Genomic DNA, 23489 nt, shown 5'->3' with positions numbered 1-23489 from the left:
TGAACATCTTTCGCAAGTTCAGCCTCTTTCTTCTCACGCATGAACCGAGTAAGATTAGTCTGAAAAGAAAGCGTAAAAAGGCCGCCAGAGACGACGGATTTATGCTGGAACTGCTCAAAAGTGCCTAATTTGGTGCGGTAGCCCTATCAGGGACATGATATCGTGAACTATGGCCAGAATGCGGCGGCCGGGCAGTTTGCCACCGTGAACGGCACGCGGATTTACTACGAAACCTACGGCCAGGGTGAGCCGCTGCTGTTGCTGCACGGCAACGGCGAATCCATCAGCAGCTTCCGGCAGCAGCTTGCAGCGCTGGCCCGGGAGTACCAGGTTATTGCCGTGGACACCCGCGACCAGGGCCAGTCGGCCGCCACCAAAGGCCGGCTCAGCTACGATCTGTTTGCCGATGACATGCATGCCCTGCTGGAACAATTGCAGTTGCCGGCCGCGCACATCGTGGGCTGGAGCGACGGGGGCAACACCGGCCTGAGCATGGCCCTGCGCTACCCGGCCCAGGTGAAGAGCCTCGTTACGATGGGCGCGAACCTCTACGCCGACACGACGGCCGTGGACCCCAAAATGCTGAAGGAAGTCCGCCAGGGCAAGCTGCTGTTCACCGCGCTTTCCCCGTTTAAAAAGAGTTTCCGCCGGGGCCGCCGCCTGAGCACAATGCTGCTGAAATACCCGCAGATGACGCCCGCACAGCTCCGGGCCATCACGGCCCCGGTGCTGGTGCTGGCCGGCGAGAAGGACATCATCCGGGAGGCCCATACTCGCCTCATCGCCCGGAGTATTCCCCGGGGCGAGGTGGTTATTCTGCCCGGCCTGACGCACTACGCGCCCCAGGAAAACGGCCCCCTCTTCAACGAAACCGTCCTCGGCTTCCTGCGGCGGCAACGGCTCGGGCAATAAAGGGGCTTGCGGAAAGTGACGAATAAAGCACCCCGGCAACGCAAGCTGCCGGGGTGCTTTGCGTTATAGCTCTTTCAAGGGGCCAGGCGTTGGTTACTCAGATTTACTATTCAGAACAAAGGCTGACAGCTATCAGCTAAAAGCCAACAGCTCAGAAAAATGCTCCTCATTGATGACCTGCGGCTCGAAGCCGAAATTCTACCCCCGTTCAATTTTACCCACTGCCACGAGGCCGAGCAGGCCCTGGGTCGGGTGCTGCGGGAACTGCCCTCTTCGGTAGCCCGGGTGGAGGAGAAGCAGGCCGTGTTCCGGGCGCTGCTGGCCCAGTGGGACGTTATCGGGGAATTCAGCTACTCCCGCATTCAACTGCCCGAAGTGCAGCGGTTTCTGCACGAGGTAGTGAGCGGGCAGCTGACGCTGGAAACCAGCCGGGTGCGGCTGGCGGCCCGGTTGCTGCTGTCGGAAGAGGCCCGCTACCGCAGCCGGGCCCGCTACGTGCAGGCGGTGCAGTTTCTGCGGCGGCTGGAGGAGTTCTACTTCCGCCGCCTCGATCCGGCCGGTTTTCCGCCCTTCGCCCGGGTCCGCCTCACCGCCATTATCCGGTTTCTGGAGCGCTTCAGCCTGGAGTCGGCTGCCGGGGCCATTGCCGAAGACCGGTTTTCGGCGGGCCGGATGGTGGATTTTGCCCGTCAGCTGCATGCCGTGGAGCCGGCGGAGCTGGCCGAATTCTGGGCGGCAGTGTTCTGGGTGGAGGCCTGCTGGTCGGTGGCCAAAGGGTTGCGGGAGCAGCAATTCGTATTTCCCGAGTTTCAGCCGGCTGGCCTGGAGCTGACCGGGTTCTACCATCCGCTGCTCACTGCACCGGTAAAAAACACCCTCACCCTCAGCCCCGACGACAACGTGGTGCTGCTCACCGGTCCCAATATGTCGGGCAAATCGACGCTGCTCAAGGCGGTGGGCCTGTGCGTGTACCTGGCCCACGCGGGCCTGGGCGTGCCGGCCAGCGCGGCCCGGCTGCCGTTCTACGCCTCCATCGTGGTGGCCATCAACCTCACCGACAGCCTCAGCAGCGGCTACAGTCACTTCCTGGCCGAAATCCGCAACCTGAAAGGCGTACTGGCCGCGGCCCAGGGGCCGGGCCGCGTGTTTGCCGTGTTCGATGAGCTGTTCCGGGGGACCAACGTCGACGATGCCCTCGACATCACCCGGGCCACCGTGAGCGGGCTGGCGGGTTTCCCCGGGTCCTGCTTCCTGATTTCCACCCACCTGCTCCAGCTCGAAAGCCAGTTGCCCGCCCAGTCCGGCCGCCGCGCGTTCTGCATTGCGTGCACGCTGCACAACGGGGTGCCCGTGTTTTCCTACCGCCTGCAAGTGGGCTGGTCGAGCCTGAAAATCGGCCGGATTCTTTTCGAGCACGAAGGCCTGCCGGAGCTACTGCGGCCGCTCGGAGCCACTACTCAGTCCAGCAGCTTATAATACACGGTAAAAAGATCCTTCCTTCGTCAGGATGACAGTTCTTTCTGACAGCCAACAGCCAAACCTTATAGCCCCACCAGCCTTGCGCCGGCGGCGTCAACCGTCAGGCTAACCGGCTGGCCTACCACCAGGGCCAGGTTTTGGGGCTCGTGGCCGACGGGGAAGCCGTGGGCGACCGGGAAATTGTATCTGGCGGCGTACTGGTTAATGATTTCGCCGGGGGTGAGGCCGAAGGGCACGGCGTTGTCCTGGGGGTTGGTGAAGTGGCCCACTACCAGTCCGGCCAGCCCGGCCAGCTTGCCGGTGCGGTCCAGGTGCACCAGCATCCGGTCGATGGCGTAGAGGTACTCATCAATGTCTTCCAGAAACAGGATGCGGCCGGTGGTGGCTACGTCGGAGGCCGTGCCGGTGAGGGTTTGCAGGATGCTCAGGTTGCCGCCCACCAGTTCCCCAGAGGCCGTACCGAAGCGGTTGAGCGGGTGGGCGGGCGTCGAGTAGGTCAGGAGCTCACCAAACAAAACCCGCCGCAGGCTCTCCAACGACTCCTGCCCGGCTTCCTGGTGAAACAGCAACGGCATCACGCCGTGGATGCTTTGGAAGCCGCGCCCCAGCAGGTGGCAGTTGAGCGTCGTGATGTCGGAGAAGCCGGCCACCCACTTCGGGTGTTCGGCGAAGCGGGCAAAGTCCAGCCCGTCAATGATGCGGGTGGTGCCGTAGCCGCCCCGGGCGCAAAGAATGGCGCGGATTTCCGGGTTATCGAGCTGTTGCTGCACATCCTGAAGCCGCACCGCATCATCGCCCCCAAACTGGTGGTGGGCCACGTTGGTACTCGCGCCCAGCGTTACGCGCAGGCCCCAGCTTTCGAGCGTAGCCACGGCGGCGGCCAGCTCCGGGTGCGAGGCCTGGCGGGCGGGGCAGACGATGGCAACCTGGTCGCCGGAACGAAGTGGGGGCGGGGCGATAGTAGGCATGAGGCAGGAAGGTAGAAACGCGAAGGTAGCGCCAGGCTGTGGCTTCGCGCATCGGGAAACGCGGATAACCAGGAATGACGTGCCGGGTGACGTGCCGGGTGATGTGCCGGGTGACGTGCCGGGTGATGTGCCGGGTGATGTGCCGGCAACGCGAAACGTCTGGTTCGCACTATCCCGTTGCCGCCGCTGTTTCCGGCTTTCATCCGTTCTTTGCCCGTGCGCTTTCTTCTTCTTCTCTTCCTGATTGGGCTGCCCCTGGCCGCCCCGGCCCAGATTGACACCACCGGCGGGCGCTACCACCGGCCGCTGTTTGGCAAGGTGCAGGTGCGCCACAACGTGGAATTTGCCCAGGTGAACACGCTGCTGGGCCGCTCGCAGACGCTCTACGCCGACGTGTACGAGCCGGCCGGCGACACCGTGCGCCGCCGGCCCCTGGTGGTGCTGGCCCACGAGGGCGGCTTCCTCACCGGCACCCGCGACGATGCCGTGATGACCGAGCTCTGCACCCGCCTGGCCCGCCTCGGCTACGTGGCCGCCAGCATCGATTACCGCCTCTACTTCTTCCCCTTCGACAGCGTGGGCATCGGGCGGGCCGCCCTCCGGGCCACCCAGGATATGCGGGCCGCCGTGCGCTTTTTCCGCCACGATGCGGCCACCGCCCGGCGGTTTCGGGTACACCCGCAGTACGTGTTCGTGGGCGGCTCCTCGGCGGGGGCCTTCCTGGCGTTGCAAACCGGCTACCTCAACAAGGCCAGCGAAGTACCCGCCTACCTGGGCCTGGCCGAGCTCGGCGGCCTCGAAGGCAGCGGCGGCCACCAAGGCTACAGCAGCCGGCCCCGGGGCGTCATCAACCTGTGCGGGGCCCTGGCCCAGGCCAACTGGCTGGAAGCCGGCGACGTGCCCCTGTTCAGTGCCCACGGTACCCGCGACGGGCTGGTGCCCTTCGGCCGGGGCGAAATTGGGGCCCAGCTGCCGGCCCAGGTGGTAGCGGGCAGCGGAGCCCTGAGCCGGCGGGCCACCGCCGTGGGCGTGCCCAACGTGCTGCGCCGCCTGCGCGGGGCCGGCCACGTGCCCTACTCCTTCGAGCCCACCTATATCGACTCCGTCTTCACGCCGATGCGCGACTTCCTGCGCCCGTTGCTTGGCCGGGGTACGCCCGGCCCGCTGCTGGCCGCCGCCCTCAACCCCCGCCGCGATGCCCAAAGCACGGCCCTGCTGCCCTCGCGCCGGGCGGCTCTTGGTGCCCCGGCCGGGGCATCGGGCGAGGCCTTGCCCGCCCGCTTGCCGCTCCCGGTAGTTGCTGCCCGCGAATCAGCTGCTGAATCGGTGGAGTAAAGGCCCGGTCGAATAAGGCAGCCATTCCCAAAACCAGCATGAGCGTTGTGGAGAATTTTCAGATTTCTGCTGAATACTCCACATAGAAGCCGCTGAACCTTGTGGACTATTCAACAGAAATCTGAAAATTCTCCACAGGAAGGAGCTGGCTTTTGTGGAGTATTCAGCGGAAATCTGAAAATTCTCCACACTGCCTGCTGCCCGGGTTCCAAAGGTGAGCGGGGCTTATAGCCCCCCCGATTTCAGCGACGGCCAGCACCTCTACGGCCTCGCCCACGGGGCGCAGCCGGCCGGTGCGCACGATGAAGGCCCCGTACTGGCGCAGCGTGTCGCGGTGGCGGATAAGGTGTTGCAGCGCCACGTAGCCCACCACGTAGCCGTCCTCGTCGGCTTCCTCCGAAATCTCGCTGAAATCGAGCAGGTCGATAATCCGGGGCTCGTTGGTGCGCAGGTAGATTTCCACTTCCAGGTCGGCGGCGTACTCGGGGGCTTCGGCGGCTTTGTGGTACTGGTAGGCGAAGCCCTGACGCAGGGCGGCCAAATCGGCGAGCACAGCCGAGCCGGTGGGGTGCCCGCCGGCCCCGCGCCCGCGCAGAAACTGCTCCCCGGCAAAATCGGCCTCGATAACCACGCCGTTGAATTCATGGTCCACAGTGTACAGCGGCGACTCGGGGCCGACCAGCTGGGGGGTAACCAGCACGGTTACGCGGCCGTCGGGCAGGCGCTGAAGGCCAGCCACCACCTTTATTTTCTGGCCCTGGCTGGCGGCAAAGGCAATGTCTACGGCCCCAATGCCCTCAATACCCAGGTTCAGGATCTGCTCGGGTTCCAGGAAAGCCCCGTAGGCGTGGGCGGCCAGCAGCACGGCCTTGGAGCGCGGGTCGAAAGCGCCCATGTCGAGGCTGGGGTCGGTTTCGGCGAAGCCCAGCTGCTGGGCTTCGGCCAGGGCCGGGGCGTAGTCGGAGCCCTGCTCGCCCATGCGGGTGAGCACGTAGTTGGAGGAGCCGTTGAGAATGCCCGTGAGGCGGCGCAACGGCTCGGTCCCGAAGTAGGCGTCGAGGGTGCGAATGACCGGAATACTGCCGCACACGGCCGCCTCATATAATAAGGTGCCGCCCGTTTCGCGCTGGAGTTGCACCAGCGCGGGCAGGTGGCGGGCCAGCATGGCCTTGTTGGCCGTTACTACCCGCCGGCCCCGGCGCAAAGCCTCGCTCACCAGCCGGAAGGCGGTATCGGCATCGTCAATCACCTCCACCAGCACGTCCAGCGAATCATCGGCCAGCAGCAGGTCGGCGTCGAACTCGAACCGCTCGGCGGGCAAAGGCCGGGCTTTGGTGGGGTTTTTTACCACGATGCGGCTGATGACAAAGCCGGCTTCGGGGCGTTGGTGCAGGATATCGTAGAGGCCCTGGCCCACGCACCCGAATCCGATGAGGCCCACCCGCCACGGCCGGGCGGGCAGGGCGGGGGAAAAGGTAGGAAACTGATCAGGCGGGTTCGTAGGCATAAGTCTGGGTGGAGAATCGGGCGAGAAAATGGGTGATTTGGGCGGCTTCCAGCAGGAAGCCGTCGTGGCCGAAGGGCGAATCCATTTCGGCGTACATGGCCCCCCGGATGTGGCGGGCCAGCAGTTGCTGCTCCGCCACCGGAAACAGCACATCCGACGTGATACCTAACACCAGCGTGCGGGCCCGGATGCGGCCCAGCGCGGCGGCCACTCCGCCCCGGCCCCGGCCTACGTGGTGGCTGTCCATGGCCCGGCTCAGGGTCACGTAGCTGTAGGCATCGAAGCGGGCCGCGAGCTTGTCGCCCTGGTAGCGCTGGTAGGAGCTGGCCGGAAAATCGGCCAGCTTATCCTCGTCCGGCTCGGTTTGGGTACGGCCGTAGGCTTCGGCGCTGCGGTAGCTGAGCAGGGCCACCGCCCGGGCGGCCCGCAGCCCGGCCGCCCCGCCCGCCGGGGTGTCGGCGGCATAAGTAGCATCGGCAAAAATGGCCAGGCGCTGGGCCTCGTTGAAGGCAATGCCCCAGGCCGAGTGGCGGGCGCTGGTAGCCAGCAGCACCAGATTGTCGAATACGTCGGGGCGCTGCACGGCCCATTCCACGGCCTGTTGCCCGCCCAAAGACCCCCCGATCAGGGTATGAATGCGGGCCAGGGCCAGGTGTTCGCGCAGGGCTTCGTGCGCCGCCACCATGTCCCGGATCGTGATGAGCGGAAAGTTGCGGAAGGCCGGGCGGCCGGTTGTGGGGTCGGGGCTGAGCGGGCCGGTGCTGCCGTAGCAGGAGCCCAGCACGTTGGCGCACACGATAAACCAGTCGGCCGGGTCAAAGTACTTCCCGCAGCCGACCAGCCCGGCCCACCAGTCCTGCACGTCGGCGTTGGCCGTCAGGGCGTGGCAGACCCACAGCACGTTGTCGCGGGCCGGGTTGAGCTGCCCATAAGTGTGGTAGGTAACCTCCACCCGGGGCAGCACGGCCCCATTTTCCAGCCGCAACGGCCGGGGCAGACGAAACACACGGGAATCTTGGGAAGGCATTTGTTGGGTAGTGGGGGCTTGGAAGCTGGCCCCGTTCTTTTGGCCCGTTATCATCCAGCATCCTGTTTCAATTCAATAAAAACCAGCCTGCGGACGGAGCCGTTGGTGCGGCTCCGCCCCGGCTGATTGCGGACGGCCCAGGGACCCGCGCTTCTCTCTCACCAGAAGCAGGGCCGGGCGCGTCCGCGCGCTGCGGGCCGGAAGCTGAATGGGGGGCGGCAACTCTCTCACCTGCGGCCGCCCCGCCAACCCCACTCAGGCTCAGACTTCCAGCGGCGCAGCGTGTTCGGTTTCGGGCGCGGGCAGCAGATTATCGGCCGGGTGGTCGGGCGTGGCGGCGTGGCGCACCGCGTCGAAGGCCTGCTGCAAATCGGCCCGGATGTCGTCGAAATGCTCAATGCCCACCGACAGACGCAGGAGCGTGGGCGTAACGCCGGCGGCGCGCTGGGCGTCTTCGGAGAGCTGCTGGTGGGTGGTGGCCGCGGGCTGGATGATGAGCGTTTTGGCGTCGCCCACGTTGGCCAGGTGGCTTACCAGCTGGAGGTTGTCGATGAACTGGGTGGCGGTTTCCTGGCGGCCTTTGAGGGCGAAGGTGAGCACGCCGCCGTAGCCGCGCTTCAGGTATTTGCGCGCCAGTTGGTGGTAAGGGCTGCTCGGCAGGCCGGGGTAGTTCACGGCTTCCACCTGCGGATGCTGCTCCAGCCAGGTAGCCACGCGCAAGGCGTTTTCCACGGTGCGCTCCACCCGCAAACTCAGCGTTTCGAGGCCCTGCAAGAGCAGGAAAGAGTTGAACGGACTCTGGGAAGGACCGAAGTCGCGCAGCCCTTCCACCCGGGCCCGGATGATGAAGGCAATGTTGCCGAACGGCCCATTTTTGCCGAATACGTCGCTGAACACCAGGCCCTGGTAGCCCTCCGACGGCTCCGAGAACTGCGGGAACTTGCCGTTGCCGAAGTCGTAGGTGCCGCCGTCCACGATTACGCCGCCCACGCTGGTGCCGTGCCCGCCAATCCACTTGGTGGCCGATTCCACCACAATGTGCGCCCCGTGCTCCAGGGGCCGGAATAGGTAGCCGCCCGCCCCGAAGGTATTGTCGACGATGAGCGGCAAATCGTGCTGGTTGGCAATGGCGGCCACGGCCTCAAAATCGGGGATGCTGAAGCTGGGGTTGCCGATGGTTTCGAGGTAGATGGCCTTGGTATTCTCATCAATCAGGGCCTCAAAGCTGGCGGGCTGGTCGCCGTCGGCGAAGCGCACCTCGATGCCCAGGCGCTTGAAGGCCACCTTGAACTGGTTGTAGGTGCCGCCATACAGGTGGGTGGTGCTCACGAAATTGTCGCCGGCCTGCAAAATGTTGTTGAGAGCAATGAACTGGGCCGCCTGCCCCGACGCTACCGCCAGGGCCGCCACGCCGCCCTCTAGGGCCGCCACGCGCTGCTCGAACACGTCGGTGGTGGGGTTCATCAGGCGGGTGTAGATGTTGCCGAACTCCTTGAGGGCAAATAGGTTGGCCCCGTGCTCGGCGTTTTTGAACACGTAGCTGGTAGTCTGGTAAATGGGCACGGCGCGGGAGCCCGTCACGGGGTCGGGCTGCTGGCCGGCATGGAGTTGGAGGGTCTCGAAGTGGACGTGGGACGTGGACATGGCAAAGCGGGGTTAGATGACGGAACGTTTCGAAGAAGGGAAGCGCAAGGCGCTGGTTACCTGCGGACTAGAAGTGGGCGCAGGCTGCCCCGGAATGGGCATTGCCGGGGGCAAAACGGCCCAAACGGGCTGCGGTGGGGCGGCCGGATGCCGGAAGGCACCGCCGGTCAGGGCCGGGAAAACAGCAGGAGGGAGGGGGAAGGGGGCTGCGGAGCCGGGTTCAGGCTAGCAACAGCAACAACGCCGGCCGCAACAGCCGCGCATTCGCATTCGGCGGGCCGCTGGAGCGGCCATCAAAGCAGCCGGAACAACGCCAAAAACCCACGGCGAAACGGCAGGCCCGAAGGCGGCCGGAGCGGTGGGGGAGGATACGACGAAAGCGAGGGAATTTTCCATGGCACAGTGAGTTATAGGCCCCGCCGCCGTACGGTTCGTACAAGCTGGTCGGGCAGGAATTGGCACCTTTCGCGCGGTCGAAGGTTGCCAGTGGGTCGGGGAGCCTGTGCTCTCGCCACTTCTGTATAAATCCTATGAAAACTGTTCCGCCGCGAGCGGACCAGTACCGGGTTGGTGTTGCAAAGGTATGCGAGGAATTTTGATATGTGCAATAGGAGAGGTAAATATTTTTATAAAATGCTGGCTACCTGTTGAAGCAGGTGAAAACCACAATAAGTTGCTGAAAATTAAAAATTTAACTATAAATCCTGCCGCCCGGTTAGGACTCCTGATAAGTGCGGGTGACCGATGATACCGCATGTTTAGCTGCCTTTACTGCCGAAGCTTCACTGAAAAAAGCAGACTTTTTGAACACTGCGCACATAGAAAAAGCCACCCGTTGCGGGGTGGCTTTTTTGAATATTTCCGGGAAGAGGAAAGTCCTAAAGCTTCGGTAGCGTCAGGATCTGGCCTACTTCAATCAGGTCGGGGTTGGAGCCGATGACGGCCTTGTTGGCATCGTAAATCTGGTGCCACTTGGCGGCGTCGCCGTAGTGGTTTTTGGCAATCTTCGAGAGCGAGTCGCCGCTTACCACGGTGTAGGTGGCGCCGGCCGTGGTGTCAGCTGCCTTGTCGGAGTTGCCGAAGAAATCGGTGGCCCCGCCAGCGGGAGTAGTGGTAGGAGCAACTGGTTTTTTATCGCCTTTGTCGGAGAGGAAATCAAAAAGTCCCATGGGAATAGTGCGTTAGCGTGGAAGTGAGGAAAGGAGTAAAGGGAGCTGTCAAACAGCGGGGAATCAGGCACTCTTACGCCGTGGTAGGCAATAGGTTGTATACGGCCCGGAAACGGACGAATGCCGGGTAAACGCCACCGTAGCCGGAACGAACCTCGGGGGCGGCGTTGCCGTAAGAGGCGCAACACCGGCGGCCCGAATGCCGCCTTTCGTTTGCACATCCTTTCACCTATCCTTTCCCTCTCTCCAATGAAAACCCTTACCGCCACCTCCTCCCGCCTGCTGGCCAGCCTGTTCATGCTCGTGTTGCTCTTCACTGCTGCCTGTGGCGGCAAGGAAGGTACCGTGGAAAGCGTAAACCAGCTCTACGGCACCGATAGCAAAACCTGGAAAACCGACAAAGAAATGGACGCGTCGGGCGACAAAATGAAACAGACCGACGCTATGGAAGACCAGCGCGTGACCTTCTACGCCAACGGCCAGTACAACATGATGTCGGGTGCCCAGACCATGAACGGCAAGTACACCTTCGACCAGGGAGCCAAAACCATTATGATGATGCCCGAAGGCGGGGCTCAGTCGAGCACTTTCTCGGTAGTCACTCTCACCGACGACAAACTTACCCTCAAGGGCACCGACGGTTCGGAGCTGCGCCTGGAGAAAGAGTAATTCCGGTTCGTTAACCGAATCCGAAAAACACAAAAAGCCCCTTCTGCCGCCGGTGGAAGGGGCTTTTTTGCAGTCGCGACTACAGCGAGCCGCTACGGTCGCTAGGAGTGCATCGCCTCCTCGGCCTTCGGCTTGCCGTAGATGCGGGCCACCCAGCGGGGCAGGAACACGGCCCCGAGTACCAGGTAGAGGTAGTAAGTGGTGATGCGGTAGAGCAGGACCATGAAGTTGGTGAGGGTAGCCGTGCCGATGAACTTACCGAAGAAGGTGGGAAACGCGCCCTCGGCCACGCCCGCGCCGCCGGGCGTAATGGCAATCAGCAGGATGACTTTGTAGGTGAGGTTACGACCGAAAATCAGCCAGAACTCCGTCCACCCCACCTCCACGAACGCCCCAATCAGGCAGCCGATAACCAGGTAGCGGGCCGACCAGACGAAGAATGTGCTCAGGCCGGCCCGCAGCCAGTACACGAGGCCATTGCCGCGCAGCTCGGCCGAGGCCTGCACTAAATCGTGGCCCAGCTGGTAGGCGCGGCCCCGGAAGCGCCGCAGCACCCGCGTTGAAAACAGCCGTATAAGCAGCCGCTGCACCGCCCGGGGGTTGATGAAAATGGCATATACCATCAGCAGGGCGTAGGCCGTCACGAACACATAGCTCAGGATAAAGCCGATGCGCAACGTGGCAATCAGGCCGCCCTGCAGGGCCTCGTGGGGGTAGAGCGTGTCGCCCCCGATGGCCACCACCAGCGGCACCATGAGCACGTAGTACATATTGTCGAGCATGGCGGTGGCCATGATGTAGGCCACCGAGCGGCCCAGCGGAATGCCCTCTTTGTGCAGCAGCACCGGGGCCACGGCCGTGCCGCCCACCGCCGAGGGCAGGATGCAGGACGAGAATTCCCAGAGCATGATCACATCGAGTGAGGCGCGCCAGCTGAGCACTTTCTGGGTGAGGTAACGGATGCGGTACACGTAGCCGGCGTCGCGGGCCAGCAGCACCAGCACCATCACCAGCAGCCACCAGGGCTTGGCGTTGCTTAGCGCGTCGAGGTCGCCGGGCTGGTAGCTGCGCCAGAACATGAAGCCCACCACGCTCAGGCCAATGAGTACCGGCAGCACAATCCGCGAGGGCCGGAGCTTATCCAGCAGCTGTTGGTCTTCGGATTGGGCGGGGCTGAGCTCGGGCATAGGGTAAAGGTAGCGGGTTGTGCGGGGTTGGGTTGAGGTCGGGTAAGGGGGAGGATGGGACCGGGCTGGATAAGGAACCTGGAAAAAACGGGGTCATGCTCCATCTGGCGTCCGCGAAGCGGAGCGCAGTCGAAGCATCTCTACCGTTTCGTTGCAGTCGGCAGGCTACTACTGCGGTAGAGATGCTGCGCTCCGCATGACACGTTCTGGTTCACCGAGTCACCTGTTCATCAAGTCACTCATTCACCGAGTCATTCACTCATTCATCCACCAGCGCGGAAAACCCGTAACTTTGCCTGCTGACTTTAGCCGAACCTGTTCCGGAACATAACTTTCGGCCGTAGGCGGCTGTTGCCACGCTACTTATCCCCCGTTTCCTACCCTTTTGCGCATGATTGTCGAACCCGGTCCCCTGCTGGCGGAAATTAATTCCCCCGACGACCTCAAAAAGCTCAGCCCCGACCAACTGGTGCAGGTGAGCCAGGAACTGCGCCAGTTTATTGTGGATACGGTTTCGATTTACGGGGGCCACTTCGGCGCTTCGCTCGGCGTGGTGGAGCTGTCGGTGGCGCTGCACTACGTGTTCAATACGCCCCACGACCAGCTCGTGTGGGATGTGGGCCACCAGGCCTACGGGCACAAAATCCTCACCGGCCGCCGCGACCGGTTCCCGTCCAACCGCCGCTACCACGGCATGTCGGGCTTTCCCAAGCGCAGCGAAAGCCCGTATGACGCCTTCGGGGTGGGCCACAGCTCCACCAGCATCGGGGCGGCGCTGGGCATGGCCGTGGCTTCGGATTACAAGGGCGAGTTCGACCGCCAGCACATTGCCGTAATTGGCGACGGGGCCATGACGGCCGGCATGGCTTTCGAAGCCCTCAACCACGCTGGCGTCGAAAAGTCGAACCTGCTCGTTATCCTCAACGATAACTGCATGAGCATCGACCCCAACGTGGGCGCGCTCAAGGAATACCTCACCGACATCACTACCTCGCGCACCTACAACAAAGTGCGCGACGAGCTGTGGAACGTGCTCGGCAAGCTTAGCAAGTTCGGCCCCAATCCCCAGCAGATTGCCCGCCGCGTCGAGCAGGCCATGAAGGCCACGCTGCTCAAGCAGGGCAACCTGTTCGAGGCGCTCAACTTCCGCTACTTCGGCCCCGTCGATGGCCACGACGTGCAGCACCTGGCCACGATTCTGGAGGACCTCAAGCACATTCCCGGCCCCAAACTGCTGCACTGCGTGACGGTGAAGGGCAAGGGCTACGCGCTGGCCGAAAAGGACCAGACGCTCTGGCACGCGCCGGGGCTGTTCGACAAAATTACGGGCGAAATCTACAAGAAGACCCCCGACAAGCCCCAGCCGCCCAAGTACCAGGACGTGTTCGGGCATACCATTGTGGAGCTGGCCGAGGCCAACGACAAAATCATGGGCGTAACGCCGGCCATGCCCTCGGGCTCGTCGCTCAACATCATGATGAAGCAGATGCCCGACCGCGCCTTCGACGTGGGCATTGCCGAGCAGCACGCCGTGACTTTCTCGGCCGGCCTCGCCACCCAGGGCCTGGTGCCGTTCTGCAACATCTACTCCTCGTTCATGCAGCGCGCCTACGACCAGGTGGTGCACGATGTGGCGCTGCAAAACCTGCACGTAGTCTTCTGCCTGGATAGGGCCGGTTTCGCCGGTGCCGACGGCCCCACCCACCACGGCTGCTACGATTTGGCCTTCATGCGCTGCATTCCCAACATGGTGGTGTCGGCCCCCATGAACGAGGAGGAGTTGCGTAACCTCATGTACACGGCCACGCTGCCCGAAAACGCCGGCCCGTTTAGCATCCGCTACCCCCGGGGCGAGGGTGTGATGCCGGAGTGGCGCAAACCGCTGAAGAAAATTGCCATCGGTACCGGCCGCGTGGTGCGCGAGGGCGAAGGCGTGGCGGTGCTCAGCATCGGCCACATCGGCAACTACGCCACCAAAGCCACCGAGCAGCTCCGCGCCGAGGGCCTCAACCCCGGCCACTACGACCTGCGCTTCTGCAAGCCGCTCGATGAGGAGATGCTCCACAGCATCTGCCGCCGCTACCGCGCCATCGTGACGGTGGAAGACGGCTGCGTGCAGGGCGGCTTCGGCTCAGCCGTGCTCGAATTCATGGCCGACCACGGCTACAGCCTGCCCGTGCGCCGCCTCGGCATCCCCGACCGCGTAGTAGAGCACGGCACCCAGGACGAGCTCTACAAAGAGTGCGGCTTCGACGCCGCCGGCATTGCCACCGCCCTGCGCGAACTGAGCGGCAAAGCCGTGAAGCCGGTAGCGGAAAAGGTGCTGCTGTAAGCTGTCGTTGTTTGTATTGAGAAGCCCCGCTGGACTTTGGTCCGGCGGGGCTTTTTGTGTCTAGAATAAGACGTTGTCTTTGGCGTCGAAGTCAACAGCAGACCGAACATTGCTGTCAATATATTCCGCAATGGAAAGCAACGTTGTGGTCGGTGCGGGAAATAAAGGACCGTAGCCTACGAAGGCGTAAGCGCGCACCCGATGGTAGTCCGTGAGAAGACCATCGGCCTCAAATTGCTGGATGCTGGCCAAGAGCTGTTCACCAGCCTCAAGGAGCCGGGTTTCCTGGTTGCGGTCGTCCTCCACGTCCCGCCCCTCGGCCCTAATCTTGAATTCAACAAAACAAACGTTGCGGTCCTCAAAGAACACGCAGTCACAACGTTTGGGAGCGGGCTGAACCCGTCCAATCAGGCATTTATCAATGGCGGCTAAATGAATTGGGCGGTTATCAGGATTACGCACCTTAAAATGGCGCTCCTCGTCAAACTGCTCATCAGCTACGCGTGTTACCCATGCCTCTCCCGGCAAGTCGGCGTAGTAGGAAACGGACTCCGGGTAGACTTGAATGCAGCCTTTCTGCCGGCAATGCGTGAACCGCTTTTCAATAGCTGCCCGCATTACGCTGGCTGTTTCTTGAGGCGCAATAGTTTGCGGAAAGCGTCAGAAATCTGCCCGGATACTGCATCTAGCTCATTGCCACCAATCAAATCTGTCCGCTCATCCTGGATGGAGCGAACCGTACCATCAGCCACGTAGTAAGCGGAAAATTCATCTGGGTTTATCCACGAGGCCCGCGGCACAATCTTCTCGATTTCCGCCGCTAGTTCCGGCCGGTCCTGCCACACCTTGTACGCTTCCATCAGCAGGTTGCAGCTGGCAAGAATGTACGGGCTGTGCGTGGTTATCGTCAGGTCGTTCTCGCCGGCTGTGCACTTCTCCACCAGCCAGTTCATCAGGCCCTGTTGCGCGGTAGGGTAGAGGTTGAGTTCTGGCTCTTCAATAATGAAACTGTGGATTTGAAGGTCTTCTTTTGTTAAATATTCTATTACAATCATTAAAGGTAATAGGGATTGTACACCGCTTGCAGCTTCATTAAGTCGAATCATTTTTTTGCTGTTAGGTATTTTTATGTAGTCAATATTATCTTTATGAATATATTCTAAATTAATAAAATCTGCTTCTAATGACTCTATTACTCTCTTTGCATTTGTAAAAATATTGGAGAAATTAAGCAATATTTTAGGCAGCCCTATGTCGTCGCGTAATAATCCTGGCCATGAATATTCAATGGAAGATGAGAACATTCTTTCAGAAGGAATATATGTCGTGATACTATCGCTATTTAAAGCTCTATATGTTTTGTCTACTATGGATTTTAAATTTTCTATAGTTACTTTGTTTAATGATTTTAGTATTTCTTCTCTTCTGTCTACATCATATATGAGACTTAAGTCATTTTTGTATTTGTCATGTATACTTGTAGTTGAAACAATATAATTTTTATTTAATTTTTTTGTTCTTCCTGACATATTTTGAATAACTATACTAGATTTATTATTAAAATAATTACTTAGTAAATAATTGCTGAATGTGTTCTTCGCGTGCTTTTTGTCTTCGAATGAAAAGCGAGATTCCCTATAGATACAAATAAGCTTTGCCAGCGTACTCTTGCCGCCGCCAGTAGGCCCGATAAAAACCGTGACCCGCTTGAAGTCCACGGTGGCGTCTTTGATGGGGCCGAAGTTCTTGACGGTGAGTTGCTCGTTCATGGCGGTGGGGCGTGGGGCCGCCGGGGCAGCGGGAAACAAAGATAACTTTCTGCGCAGGTTGCGTAGCAGAGAGGGTTATACGTCCTTAACTGCCCTTTATGTCCACTGCCCCCAGCCAACCCACCCTCGTCTTCCTCCACGGCTTCGCCGAAAGCCCCGACATCTGGGCCGACTTCACCCGCGACTTCCCCACCCGCTACCGCCTGCTGATGCCCGCGCTGCCCGGCCACGGCCCCAACCCCCAGCCGGTAGCCGACTACACCATAGAAGCCCAGGCGCAAGCCGTGCTGGCCGAATTCGATGCAGCCGGAGCCAATAAGGTGGTGTTGGTGGGCCACAGCATGGGCGGCTACGTGGCCTTAGCGCTGGCCGAAGCCCACCCCGAGCGGGTGGCCGGCCTCGTGCTCTTCCACAGCACCGCCCTGCCTGATACCGACGAAAAACGCGCCGCCCGCGACGAAAGCGCCGGTTTCGTGCGCCGCCACGGCGTCGGGAAATACATGCGCTCTGCCATCCGGCCGTTGCTGGCCCCCGGCAACCGCAAGCGGCTGGCCGCCGAGCTCAAGCAACTGGAAGACACGGCCGCCGCCACGCCCGAAGCCACCATTCTGGGCTGCCTCGAGGCCCTGAAGCACCGCCCCGACAATATCCACATCCTGCGCGACGCGAAGTTCCCGGTCCTGTTCATCGGTGGTCACGACGACCCGGCCGTGCCCCTCGATACCTTGCTGCCCCAATTGGCCCTGCCCGCCCAGAGCCACGCGCTGCTGCTGCGGGGTGTGGGCCACCTGGGCTTCATAGAAGCGCCGGAGCTGACGCGCCGGGCGGTACTGGATTTTTGCGCCGCTGTTTGTTAGCACCACCAATCAGAGTTAAGAAAACGTCATTCAGAGCGAAGCGAAGAACCGTGCGTGAACTCGTTGCAACACTCATTCAACGAGTTCACGCACGATTCTTCGCTTCGCTCTGAATGACGTTTCTCCAGCTAACAGCTAACAGCTAACAGCTAACCCAGCAGCCCCATTTTCAGCATGGCCTCGGCAATCTGCACGGCGTTGGTGGCGGCGCCTTTGCGCAGGTTGTCGGCCACCACCCACATGTTCAGCGTTTTGGGCTGGGTTTCGTCGCGGCGCAGGCGGCCCACCAGCACGGCATCCTTGCCGTGGGCGTCCTGGGGCATGGGGTACACATTGTTTTGCACGTCGTCTACCAGTTCCACGCCCTCGGTGCGGCGCAGGATGTCGCGCACTTCATCCAGGTCGAATTCTTCGGCAAATTCCACGTTCAGGGCCTCCGAGTGGCCGCCCATCACGGGAATGCGCACGGTGGTGGCGGTTACGCGAATCTGGTCGTCACCGAAGATTTTCTTCGTCTCGTTCACCATTTTCATCTCCTCCTTGGTGTAGCCGTTGTCCTCGAACACGTCGATGTGGGGCAGCACGTTCAGGTCGATGCGGTGGGGATAGGCGGGGTTGGTGGGCTGCTGGCCGGCCCGCTCCTGCAAGAGCTGATCCACGGCCTGCTTGCCGGTGCCCGTTACGCTCTGGTAGGTGCTCACCACGATACGCTCGGCTTTGTAACGCTTGTGGAGCTCGTTGAGGGCCACCACCATCTGGATGGTGGAGCAGTTGGGGTTGGCAATAATTTTATCGTCGGCCGTCAGCTCCCGGGCATTGATTTCGGGCACCACCAGCTTCTTGGTCGGGTCCATGCGCCAGGCCGAGGAGTTGTCGATAACCACGGTGCCCACGGCGGCGAAGCGCGGGGCGTCCAGTTTGCTGATGGAGCCGCCGGCCGAGAAAATGGCCACGGCGGGGCGGGCCGCAATGGCGTCGTCCATGCTCACCACTTTATACTTTTTGCCCTGGAACTCGATTGCCTGCCCCACCGATTTGGCGGAAGCCACGGGCAATAGTTCCGTGACCGGGAAGTTGCGTTCGGCCAGTACTTTAAGCATCTCGGTGCCCACCAGACCGGTGGCACCCACTACGGCTACTTTCATATGCATCTCGGGTTGAGTGGTAAAGGTAAAGCGGTTATATTTCCTACGCACCTTTATCCATTCCCGCAGAGCCAGGCGGCCGGCGGCTCGGCGCGTGGCGGGTCCTGTCTTGCCGTTGCCGCGCCGCCCTGCGGGAAGCCTCCGCGAGAAAGTCCTTATTCATTCTATCGCTTATGAAAAAGCTGTTAAGCATTCTGCTGCTCCTGATGAGCAGCCTCGCGGCCCAGGCCCAGCTCACCGATACCTTCGCCGACGGCGACTTCACCCTGAACCCCGCCTGGACCGGTGATGCGGCCTTTTTTCAGGTGAATCCGGCCCAGCAGCTGCAAAGTAATGGCCCGGCCGTTACGGGTACCGTGCTCCAGCTCGTTACGCCCAGCCAGGCCAGCACCGGCACCAGCTGGACGTTCTGGGCCAACCTCAAACTGGCCACCAGCAGCGGCAACTACGCCGACGTGTGGCTGCTGGCCGACCGCGCCGACCTCAAAACCAGCGGCACCCGCGGCTACTTTGTGCGCTTGGGCGGCACGCCCGACGAGGTGGCCCTGTTCCGTAAAGACGCCACCGGCAGCCCCGTCTACGTCGTGAACGGGGCCGATGGCACGCTCAACTCCACCACCAACAACCTGGTGCGGGTGCGCGTCACGCGCTCGGTGCAGGACGTCTGGGCCCTGGAGCGTGACCTGACCGGCGGCCAGAACTTCGTGAGCGAAGGCACCGGCACCGACGCCACCTACCAGAGCAGCGGTTTCTTTGGCGTGCTGCTGACCTATTCTGCGGCCAACAGCAAGGCCTTTTACTTCGATGATTTTCAGGTAACCGACGCCACCCCGCCGGCCGCCGTGCAGGTGGCCGTAGTCGGCCCCCGAACCCTGGACGCCACCTTCAACGAGGCCGTGGCCGCCGCCCAGAACTCTGCCAGCTACCGCCTACCCGGCGGCCCGGCCGTGACGGCCGCCCAGCGCGACGCTGCTAACCCGGCCCTGGTGCACCTGACGCTGGCCGCCGATTTGCCGCCCGGCTCTGGTACGCTGGAGGCCCGCAACGTGGCCGACCTCTACGGCAACGTGGCCGCTGGTCCGCTCACGGCCACATTCAGCTTCGCGGGCGTGCTGGCGGTGCCCGGCTACTACCAGCTGCTCATCACCGAAATCATGGCCCGCGAAACGCCGGTCGTGGGGTTGCCGCCTTCCGAGTACCTTGAAATCCACAATCCTTCGGCCAGCCGGGTGCTCGATCTGGCGGGCGTGAAGCTGAGCAAAGCGGGCAGCACGGGCAACGCGGCCGTGTTTCCGGCCGGGGCCACGCTGCTGCCCGGCGAGTACGCGGTGGTGTGCGGCAGCACCCGCGGGGCCCAGTTTGCGGCCTTTGGGAAGGTGTTTGCCCTCACCAATTTTCCCACCCTCAACAATGGCGGCGATGAGCTGCTGCTGCGCGGCCGCGACGGGCGGCTGGTATACCAGGTGCACTACCTGGAAAGCTGGTACCGCGACCCGGCCAAGCAAAACGGCGGCTGGAGCCTCGAAATGCTCGACCCCGCCAATGCCTGCGCCGGGGCCGAGAACTGGCGGGCCAGCCAGGACCTGAGCGGCGGTACGCCCGGCCGCCGCAACTCGGTGGCCGTCAGCAACCCCGACACCGCGCCGCCCGTGCTGCAAAGCGTGCTGGTGGTGAGCCCGACCGTGATCCGGCTGCAATTCAACGAGAAGCTCGACAGCGCCCGGATGGCCAACCCCATCTTTTACAGCCTGACGCCCGGTGTCAGCATTCAGAAAGTGCAGCCGGTACCGTTTGATTTTCGGGCTGTAGAGCTGACGCTGGCCGCCCCGCTGACGGCCGGGCAGGCTTATACCGCCGCCGTGCAGACCCGCACCGACTGCCTGGGCAACAGCACCGGCACGGCCGCCGCAGTGAGCTTCAGCTTGCCGGTGGCCCCGCGGTTCGGGCAGCTGCTCATCACCGAAATCATGGCCGACGAAACGCCGACCGTGGGTTTGCCGGCTTCCGAGTACCTGGAAATTCATAACCCCTCGGCCACGCGTGTGCTCGATTTGGGCGGGGTGCGGCTGCTGAAACCGGGCAGCACCGGCAGCGCCGCCGTATTTGCCGACACGGCCCGCCTCCAGCCCGGCGAGTACGCCATTGTGTGCGGTAGTACCCGGGGCGGGCTGTTCGTCGGCTTCGGGAAGGTGTTTGCCCTTACCAACTTCCCCAGTCTCAACAACGCCGGCGACCAGCTGGCCCTGCTCGGCCGCGACGGCCGCACGCTGTTTGAGGTGACCTACTCGGATAGCTGGTACAAGGACAACCGCAAAAAAGAGGGCGGCTGGAGCCTGGAAATGGTAGATGTGGCCAACTTCTGCGGGGGCAGCGAAAACTGGACCGCCAGCCAGGATGCCAGCGGCGGCACGCCCGGCCGGGCCAACTCGGTGCGGGCCAGTAACCCCGACCGCACCGCGCCGGCTTTGCTGCGGGTAGTGGCCCTCTCGCCCACGTTGGTACGGCTGTTTTTCAGTGAGAAGCTCGACAGCGCGGCCGTGGCCGACCCCGCCCTCTACACCTTCGCGCCGGCCGTGGCAGTGGTCCGGGTGCTGCCCCTGGGTCCCGAGTTTCGCACCATTGATGTGCAGCTCAGCGCCCCGCTGCAACCCAACCAGCCCCTCACGCTTACGGTGCAGCGGGCCACCGACTGCGCCGGTAACGCCAGCGGCCCGGCCACCTCGGTGCCGTTTGCGCTGCCCGCCCCGGTAGCGGCCGCTGATGTGGTCATCAACGAAATTCTGTTTAACCCGCGCACCGGGGGCGTCGATTTCGTGGAGCTGCTCAACCGCTCGGCCAAGTACCTGAATGTGCAGGGCTGGCAGTTGGGCGGCGAAAAACCCGACGGCGTGGTGGACCAGAAACCCCTCAGTGCCGGCCCCTACGTGCTGGCTCCCGGGCAGCTGCTGGTGCTCACGACCAACCCGGCCAACATCCTGAGCAACTACCCCAACAGCTCGGAGCCGGCCAATTTTCTGGCTATGTCCAGTCTGCCTTCTTACCCCGATGATGCGGGCGTGGTGGTGGTTTACTCGGCGACGGGGCTGCTGCTCGACCGGTTCGCCTACAACAAAACCATGCACCTGAAGCTACTCGACGACCTGAACGGGGTGTCGCTGGAGCGCATCCGGCCCGAGGGGCCGAGCACGGCCGCGAACTTCCACTCAGCAGCCAGCGCCGTGGGCTACGCCACGCCCGGCCGCCCCAACTCCCAGTACCAGCCCGACCCCGGCGGCGACAAACTCTTCCGTCTCGAACCCGAGGTTTTTACGCCCGATGAGGACGGCCAGCAGGATTTCACGACCCTCAACTACACCCTCGACGCGCCCGGCTACGCTGCCAGCGTTACGATTTATGATGCCCAGGGCCGGCTGACCCGCCGCCTCGCGCGCAACGAAACGCTGGCCACCACCGGCTTTCTGCAATGGGATGGCCTCACCGACCGGGGGCAGAAAGCCGCCGTCGGCTACTATGTGCTGCTCATTGAATTGTTCCGGCCCAGCAGCGGCGAAAAACGCGAGTACCGCAAAACGGTGGTGGTAGGAGCTAAACGTTAATCACAGATGTTGCAGATGGTGCAGATACCACAGATTCGTTCTGGTGGAAAATTAGTTCTGGCGGGGGGGGAGCGTTTGATGATTGCATCATTTGCCAGAACGAATCTGTGGCATCTGCTCCATCTGCAACATCTGTGATTTAAACTTAGAAGGACCGGCCGCATCCAACCGGCCATGACCACGACGACCACAACGACGCAACGACAACTTCAGCACCTGTACTGGCGGGCCGGGTTTGGGCCGACGCCCGGGCAGGTGGCCGCCGGCCTCAGCCCGAAGCTGGCCCTGCGCCAGCTGCTACGCGACTCGCAGCCATACGCGCCCCTCGACGGACCGGCCATGCGCTACGCGGAGGCGTTGCCCACGCCTTCGGCCGAAATGATGGCGGCCCAAGGGCGGCCCCAGACGGCGATGGTTACCACGACCGACCGCACCGCCAGGCCCGCCTCAATGGCTCCCGGCAAGATGACGGCCGAGCAGCGCAAAAAACAGAACCAGGACATTCGGAGTGCGTTTTACGCCATGAACACCGGCTGGCTGACGCGCATGGCCACGTCGCCGGCCCAGCTGCGCGAGAAGCTCACGTTTTTCTGGCACGGGCACTTTGCCTGCCGGGTGCGCCGGCCCGATGCCGCTCTGCAGCTCCACAACACCATCCGGCGGCTGGCCCTAGGCAAATTCCCCGATTTGCTGCTGGCCGTGAGCCGGGAGCCGGCCATGCTCCAGTTCCTCAACAACCAGCAAAATCGCAAGCAGCATCCCAACGAAAACTTCGCCCGCGAAGTGATGGAGCTGTTCACGCTGGGCCGCGGCCACTACTCGGAAACCGACGTGAAAGAGGCCGCCCGCGCCTTCACGGGCTGGGGCTACAACGCCCAGGGCCAGTTTGCATTCCGGGAGCGGCAGCACGACGACGGGGCCAAAACCCTGCTCGGGCGCACCGGCAACTTCACCGGCGAGCAGGCCCTGGCCGTTATTCTGGCGCAGCCCGCCTGCGCCGAGTTCATCACCACCAAGCTCTACCGGTTCTTCGTGAACGACACGCCCGATCCGGCGCGCGTGCAGCCGCTGGCCCAGGCGTTTTTCAGGAGCGGCTACGACATTTCGGACCTGCTGGAGCGGATGTTTTCGGCCGACTGGTTCTATGAGGCGGCCAACGTGGGCACCCGCATCAAGTCGCCGGTGGAGCTGCTGGCGGGCATCAAGCGCACCCTGGGCCTGCAGCTGGCCAACGAACGGCCGCTCATCGTGTTTCAAAAGGCGCTGGGCCAGACCTTGTTCGAGCCGCCCAACGTAGCCGGCTGGCCCGGGGGGCGCAGCTGGATCGATTCGTCGTCGCTGCTTTACCGCCTGCAACTGCCCTCGGTGCTGCTGCGCAACGCCGAGTTCAACGTGGCCCTCAAGCAGGACGAAAACGACGTGGCTCCCAACCTGTCGCGGGCCGAGCGCACCTTCGCCCAGCCAGTAAAAACCACCGTGCAACTGGCCCCGCTGCAACAGCTGCTGGCCGGCACACCCGCGGCCCGGCAACCCCAGCAGCTCAGCGAATTTCTGCTGCAAGTGCCCATCCGCCCCGAAAACCTGGCCCTGGTGCGCGGGGAGCTCCGCGACATGACCACCGCGCTGCTGAGCTTGCCCGAGTACCAGTTGATGTAGGCGGCGGGGGGTGAGGCGTTCTGGCGTTGCGCCTCACCCCCCGGCCCCCTCTCCGAAAAAGGAGAGGGGGTGCGTTCTGATAAGGTTATTTAGGGCTACCGCACCAAATAGGGTGATTTTGGCTGGGATGGTACCTTCGTCAGATGAACTTGCACCACCATTTTGCCGACGTCCAGGACTTTCGCGTAGCGGGTCGCTGCTCCCACGCCCTGAGCGACATTTTGCTTATCGTCCTGC

The 23489-nt window shown here is 62.5% G+C and carries 17 protein-coding genes and 1 riboswitch; of the genes, 8 read left to right on the top strand and 9 right to left on the bottom strand.

What is annotated here, in order from left to right; all coding sequences use genetic code 11:
- Positions 1-162: 162 nt before the first annotated feature.
- Together D0T11_RS19880 and D0T11_RS19875 are read left to right on the top strand one after the other, a co-directional pair.
- Positions 163-912, top strand: a complete 750-nt coding sequence (locus tag D0T11_RS19880; RefSeq protein ID WP_182888515.1) for an alpha/beta fold hydrolase — start codon at positions 163-165, stop codon at positions 910-912.
- A 159-nt stretch (positions 913-1071) separates the two neighbouring features.
- Entirely contained in the window at positions 1072-2388 is a 1317-nt protein-coding gene (locus D0T11_RS19875) for a MutS-related protein (RefSeq protein ID WP_119657561.1), read from the top strand.
- Positions 2389-2453: 65 nt separating this feature from the next.
- Here D0T11_RS19875 and D0T11_RS19870 read toward each other — a convergent pair whose 3' ends face one another.
- On the bottom strand, positions 2454-3359 hold the full coding sequence (locus D0T11_RS19870) for a S66 peptidase family protein (protein ID WP_119657560.1): 906 nt from the start codon (positions 3357-3359) through the stop codon (positions 2454-2456).
- Positions 3360-3575: 216 nt separating this feature from the next.
- On the opposite strand from D0T11_RS19870, the gene D0T11_RS19865 reads away from it, so the two are divergent.
- Complete coding sequence (locus D0T11_RS19865; protein WP_147374754.1) at positions 3576-4694, top strand: alpha/beta hydrolase; 1119 nt, start codon at positions 3576-3578, stop codon at positions 4692-4694.
- 163 nt (positions 4695-4857) lie between these two features.
- On the opposite strand, the gene D0T11_RS19860 is transcribed toward D0T11_RS19865, so the two are convergent.
- The 4 genes from D0T11_RS19860 to D0T11_RS19845 all read right to left on the bottom strand — a co-directional run bounded on the left by D0T11_RS19860 (position 4858) and on the right by D0T11_RS19845 (position 10041).
- Positions 4858-6201, bottom strand: coding sequence for a homoserine dehydrogenase (locus D0T11_RS19860; RefSeq protein WP_119657558.1), 1344 nt, complete (start codon positions 6199-6201; stop codon positions 4858-4860).
- Positions 6182-7228, bottom strand: a complete 1047-nt coding sequence (gene metX / locus D0T11_RS19855; protein ID WP_119657563.1) for a homoserine O-acetyltransferase MetX — start codon at positions 7226-7228, stop codon at positions 6182-6184. Before metX ends, D0T11_RS19860 begins: the two co-directional genes overlap by 20 nt.
- A 261-nt stretch (positions 7229-7489) precedes the next feature.
- Positions 7490-8872: an O-acetylhomoserine aminocarboxypropyltransferase/cysteine synthase family protein gene (locus tag D0T11_RS19850; RefSeq protein WP_119657557.1), complete on the bottom strand. Its 1383-nt coding sequence runs from the start codon at positions 8870-8872 to the stop codon at positions 7490-7492.
- 428 nt (positions 8873-9300) lie between these two features.
- Positions 9301-9400, bottom strand: a riboswitch (SAM riboswitch).
- Between the two features lie 350 nt (positions 9401-9750).
- Positions 9751-10041 carry a LysM peptidoglycan-binding domain-containing protein gene (locus D0T11_RS19845; protein WP_119657556.1) on the bottom strand — a complete coding sequence of 97 codons (291 nt, stop codon included), beginning with the start codon at positions 10039-10041 and terminating at the stop codon, positions 9751-9753.
- 249 nt (positions 10042-10290) lie between these two features.
- Here D0T11_RS19845 and D0T11_RS19840 point away from each other — a divergent pair, with 249 nt between their 5' ends.
- Positions 10291-10710 carry an META domain-containing protein gene (locus tag D0T11_RS19840; protein WP_119657555.1) on the top strand — a complete coding sequence of 140 codons (420 nt, stop codon included), beginning with the start codon at positions 10291-10293 and terminating at the stop codon, positions 10708-10710.
- Between the two features lie 101 nt (positions 10711-10811).
- Here the strand turns inward: D0T11_RS19840 and D0T11_RS19835 are convergent, their stop codons facing one another.
- Positions 10812-11897, bottom strand: coding sequence for a lysylphosphatidylglycerol synthase transmembrane domain-containing protein (locus tag D0T11_RS19835; protein WP_119657554.1), 1086 nt, complete (start codon positions 11895-11897; stop codon positions 10812-10814).
- A 391-nt stretch (positions 11898-12288) separates the two neighbouring features.
- Here D0T11_RS19835 and dxs point away from each other — a divergent pair, with 391 nt between their 5' ends.
- Positions 12289-14229: a 1-deoxy-D-xylulose-5-phosphate synthase gene (gene dxs, locus D0T11_RS19830; RefSeq protein WP_119657553.1), complete on the top strand. Its 1941-nt coding sequence runs from the start codon at positions 12289-12291 to the stop codon at positions 14227-14229.
- A 60-nt stretch (positions 14230-14289) separates the two neighbouring features.
- Here dxs and D0T11_RS19825 read toward each other — a convergent pair whose 3' ends face one another.
- Together D0T11_RS19825 and D0T11_RS19820 are read right to left on the bottom strand one after the other, a co-directional pair.
- Positions 14290-14847 carry a hypothetical protein gene (locus tag D0T11_RS19825; protein WP_119657552.1) on the bottom strand — a complete coding sequence of 186 codons (558 nt, stop codon included), beginning with the start codon at positions 14845-14847 and terminating at the stop codon, positions 14290-14292.
- Entirely contained in the window at positions 14847-16037 is a 1191-nt protein-coding gene (locus tag D0T11_RS19820) for an AAA family ATPase (protein WP_147374753.1), read from the bottom strand. The genes D0T11_RS19825 and D0T11_RS19820 overlap by 1 nt, the downstream gene beginning before the upstream one ends.
- A gap of 59 nt (positions 16038-16096) precedes the next feature.
- Between D0T11_RS19820 and D0T11_RS19815 the strand changes: the two genes are divergently transcribed.
- Positions 16097-16855 carry an alpha/beta fold hydrolase gene (locus tag D0T11_RS19815; RefSeq protein ID WP_119657550.1) on the top strand — a complete coding sequence of 253 codons (759 nt, stop codon included), beginning with the start codon at positions 16097-16099 and terminating at the stop codon, positions 16853-16855.
- Between the two features lie 149 nt (positions 16856-17004).
- Here D0T11_RS19815 and D0T11_RS19810 read toward each other — a convergent pair whose 3' ends face one another.
- On the bottom strand, positions 17005-18000 hold the full coding sequence (locus D0T11_RS19810) for an aspartate-semialdehyde dehydrogenase (RefSeq protein ID WP_119657549.1): 996 nt from the start codon (positions 17998-18000) through the stop codon (positions 17005-17007).
- A gap of 173 nt (positions 18001-18173) precedes the next feature.
- On the opposite strand from D0T11_RS19810, the gene D0T11_RS19805 reads away from it, so the two are divergent.
- Positions 18174-21596 (top strand): lamin tail domain-containing protein, encoded by a 3423-nt coding sequence (locus tag D0T11_RS19805; RefSeq protein ID WP_119657548.1) that lies wholly within the window; start codon positions 18174-18176, stop codon positions 21594-21596.
- 174 nt (positions 21597-21770) lie between these two features.
- On the top strand, positions 21771-23252 hold the full coding sequence (locus D0T11_RS19800) for a DUF1800 domain-containing protein (protein WP_119657547.1): 1482 nt from the start codon (positions 21771-21773) through the stop codon (positions 23250-23252).
- Positions 23253-23489: the final 237 nt, after the last annotated feature.

The organism is Hymenobacter rubripertinctus, assembly GCF_003583925.1.
Taxonomy (GTDB): Bacteria; Bacteroidota; Bacteroidia; order Cytophagales; family Hymenobacteraceae; genus Hymenobacter; species Hymenobacter rubripertinctus.
The sequence above is the reverse complement of the archived record's forward strand: the minus strand, read 5'-3'. Positions and strand labels throughout refer to the sequence as shown.

What these genes read in the sequence shown, in the direction of transcription:
- D0T11_RS19875 (WP_119657561.1), top strand. Translation starts at nt 1,072, where the DNA reads ATGCTCCTCATTGATGACCTGCGGCTCGAAGCCGAAATTCTACCCCCG.
- D0T11_RS19870 (WP_119657560.1), bottom strand. Translation starts at nt 3,359, where the DNA reads ATGCCTACTATCGCCCCGCCCCCACTTCGTTCCGGCGACCAGGTTGCC.
- D0T11_RS19860 (WP_119657558.1), bottom strand. Translation starts at nt 6,201, where the DNA reads ATGCCTACGAACCCGCCTGATCAGTTTCCTACCTTTTCCCCCGCCCTG.
- metX (WP_119657563.1), bottom strand. Translation starts at nt 7,228, where the DNA reads ATGCCTTCCCAAGATTCCCGTGTGTTTCGTCTGCCCCGGCCGTTGCGG.
- D0T11_RS19850 (WP_119657557.1), bottom strand. Translation starts at nt 8,872, where the DNA reads ATGTCCACGTCCCACGTCCACTTCGAGACCCTCCAACTCCATGCCGGC.
- D0T11_RS19845 (WP_119657556.1), bottom strand. Translation starts at nt 10,041, where the DNA reads ATGGGACTTTTTGATTTCCTCTCCGACAAAGGCGATAAAAAACCAGTT.
- D0T11_RS19840 (WP_119657555.1), top strand. Translation starts at nt 10,291, where the DNA reads ATGAAAACCCTTACCGCCACCTCCTCCCGCCTGCTGGCCAGCCTGTTC.
- D0T11_RS19835 (WP_119657554.1), bottom strand. Translation starts at nt 11,897, where the DNA reads ATGCCCGAGCTCAGCCCCGCCCAATCCGAAGACCAACAGCTGCTGGAT.
- dxs (WP_119657553.1), top strand. Translation starts at nt 12,289, where the DNA reads ATGATTGTCGAACCCGGTCCCCTGCTGGCGGAAATTAATTCCCCCGAC.
- D0T11_RS19825 (WP_119657552.1), bottom strand. Translation starts at nt 14,847, where the DNA reads ATGCGGGCAGCTATTGAAAAGCGGTTCACGCATTGCCGGCAGAAAGGC.
- D0T11_RS19815 (WP_119657550.1), top strand. Translation starts at nt 16,097, where the DNA reads ATGTCCACTGCCCCCAGCCAACCCACCCTCGTCTTCCTCCACGGCTTC.
- D0T11_RS19810 (WP_119657549.1), bottom strand. Translation starts at nt 18,000, where the DNA reads ATGAAAGTAGCCGTAGTGGGTGCCACCGGTCTGGTGGGCACCGAGATG.
- D0T11_RS19805 (WP_119657548.1), top strand. Translation starts at nt 18,174, where the DNA reads ATGAAAAAGCTGTTAAGCATTCTGCTGCTCCTGATGAGCAGCCTCGCG.
- D0T11_RS19800 (WP_119657547.1), top strand. Translation starts at nt 21,771, where the DNA reads ATGACCACGACGACCACAACGACGCAACGACAACTTCAGCACCTGTAC.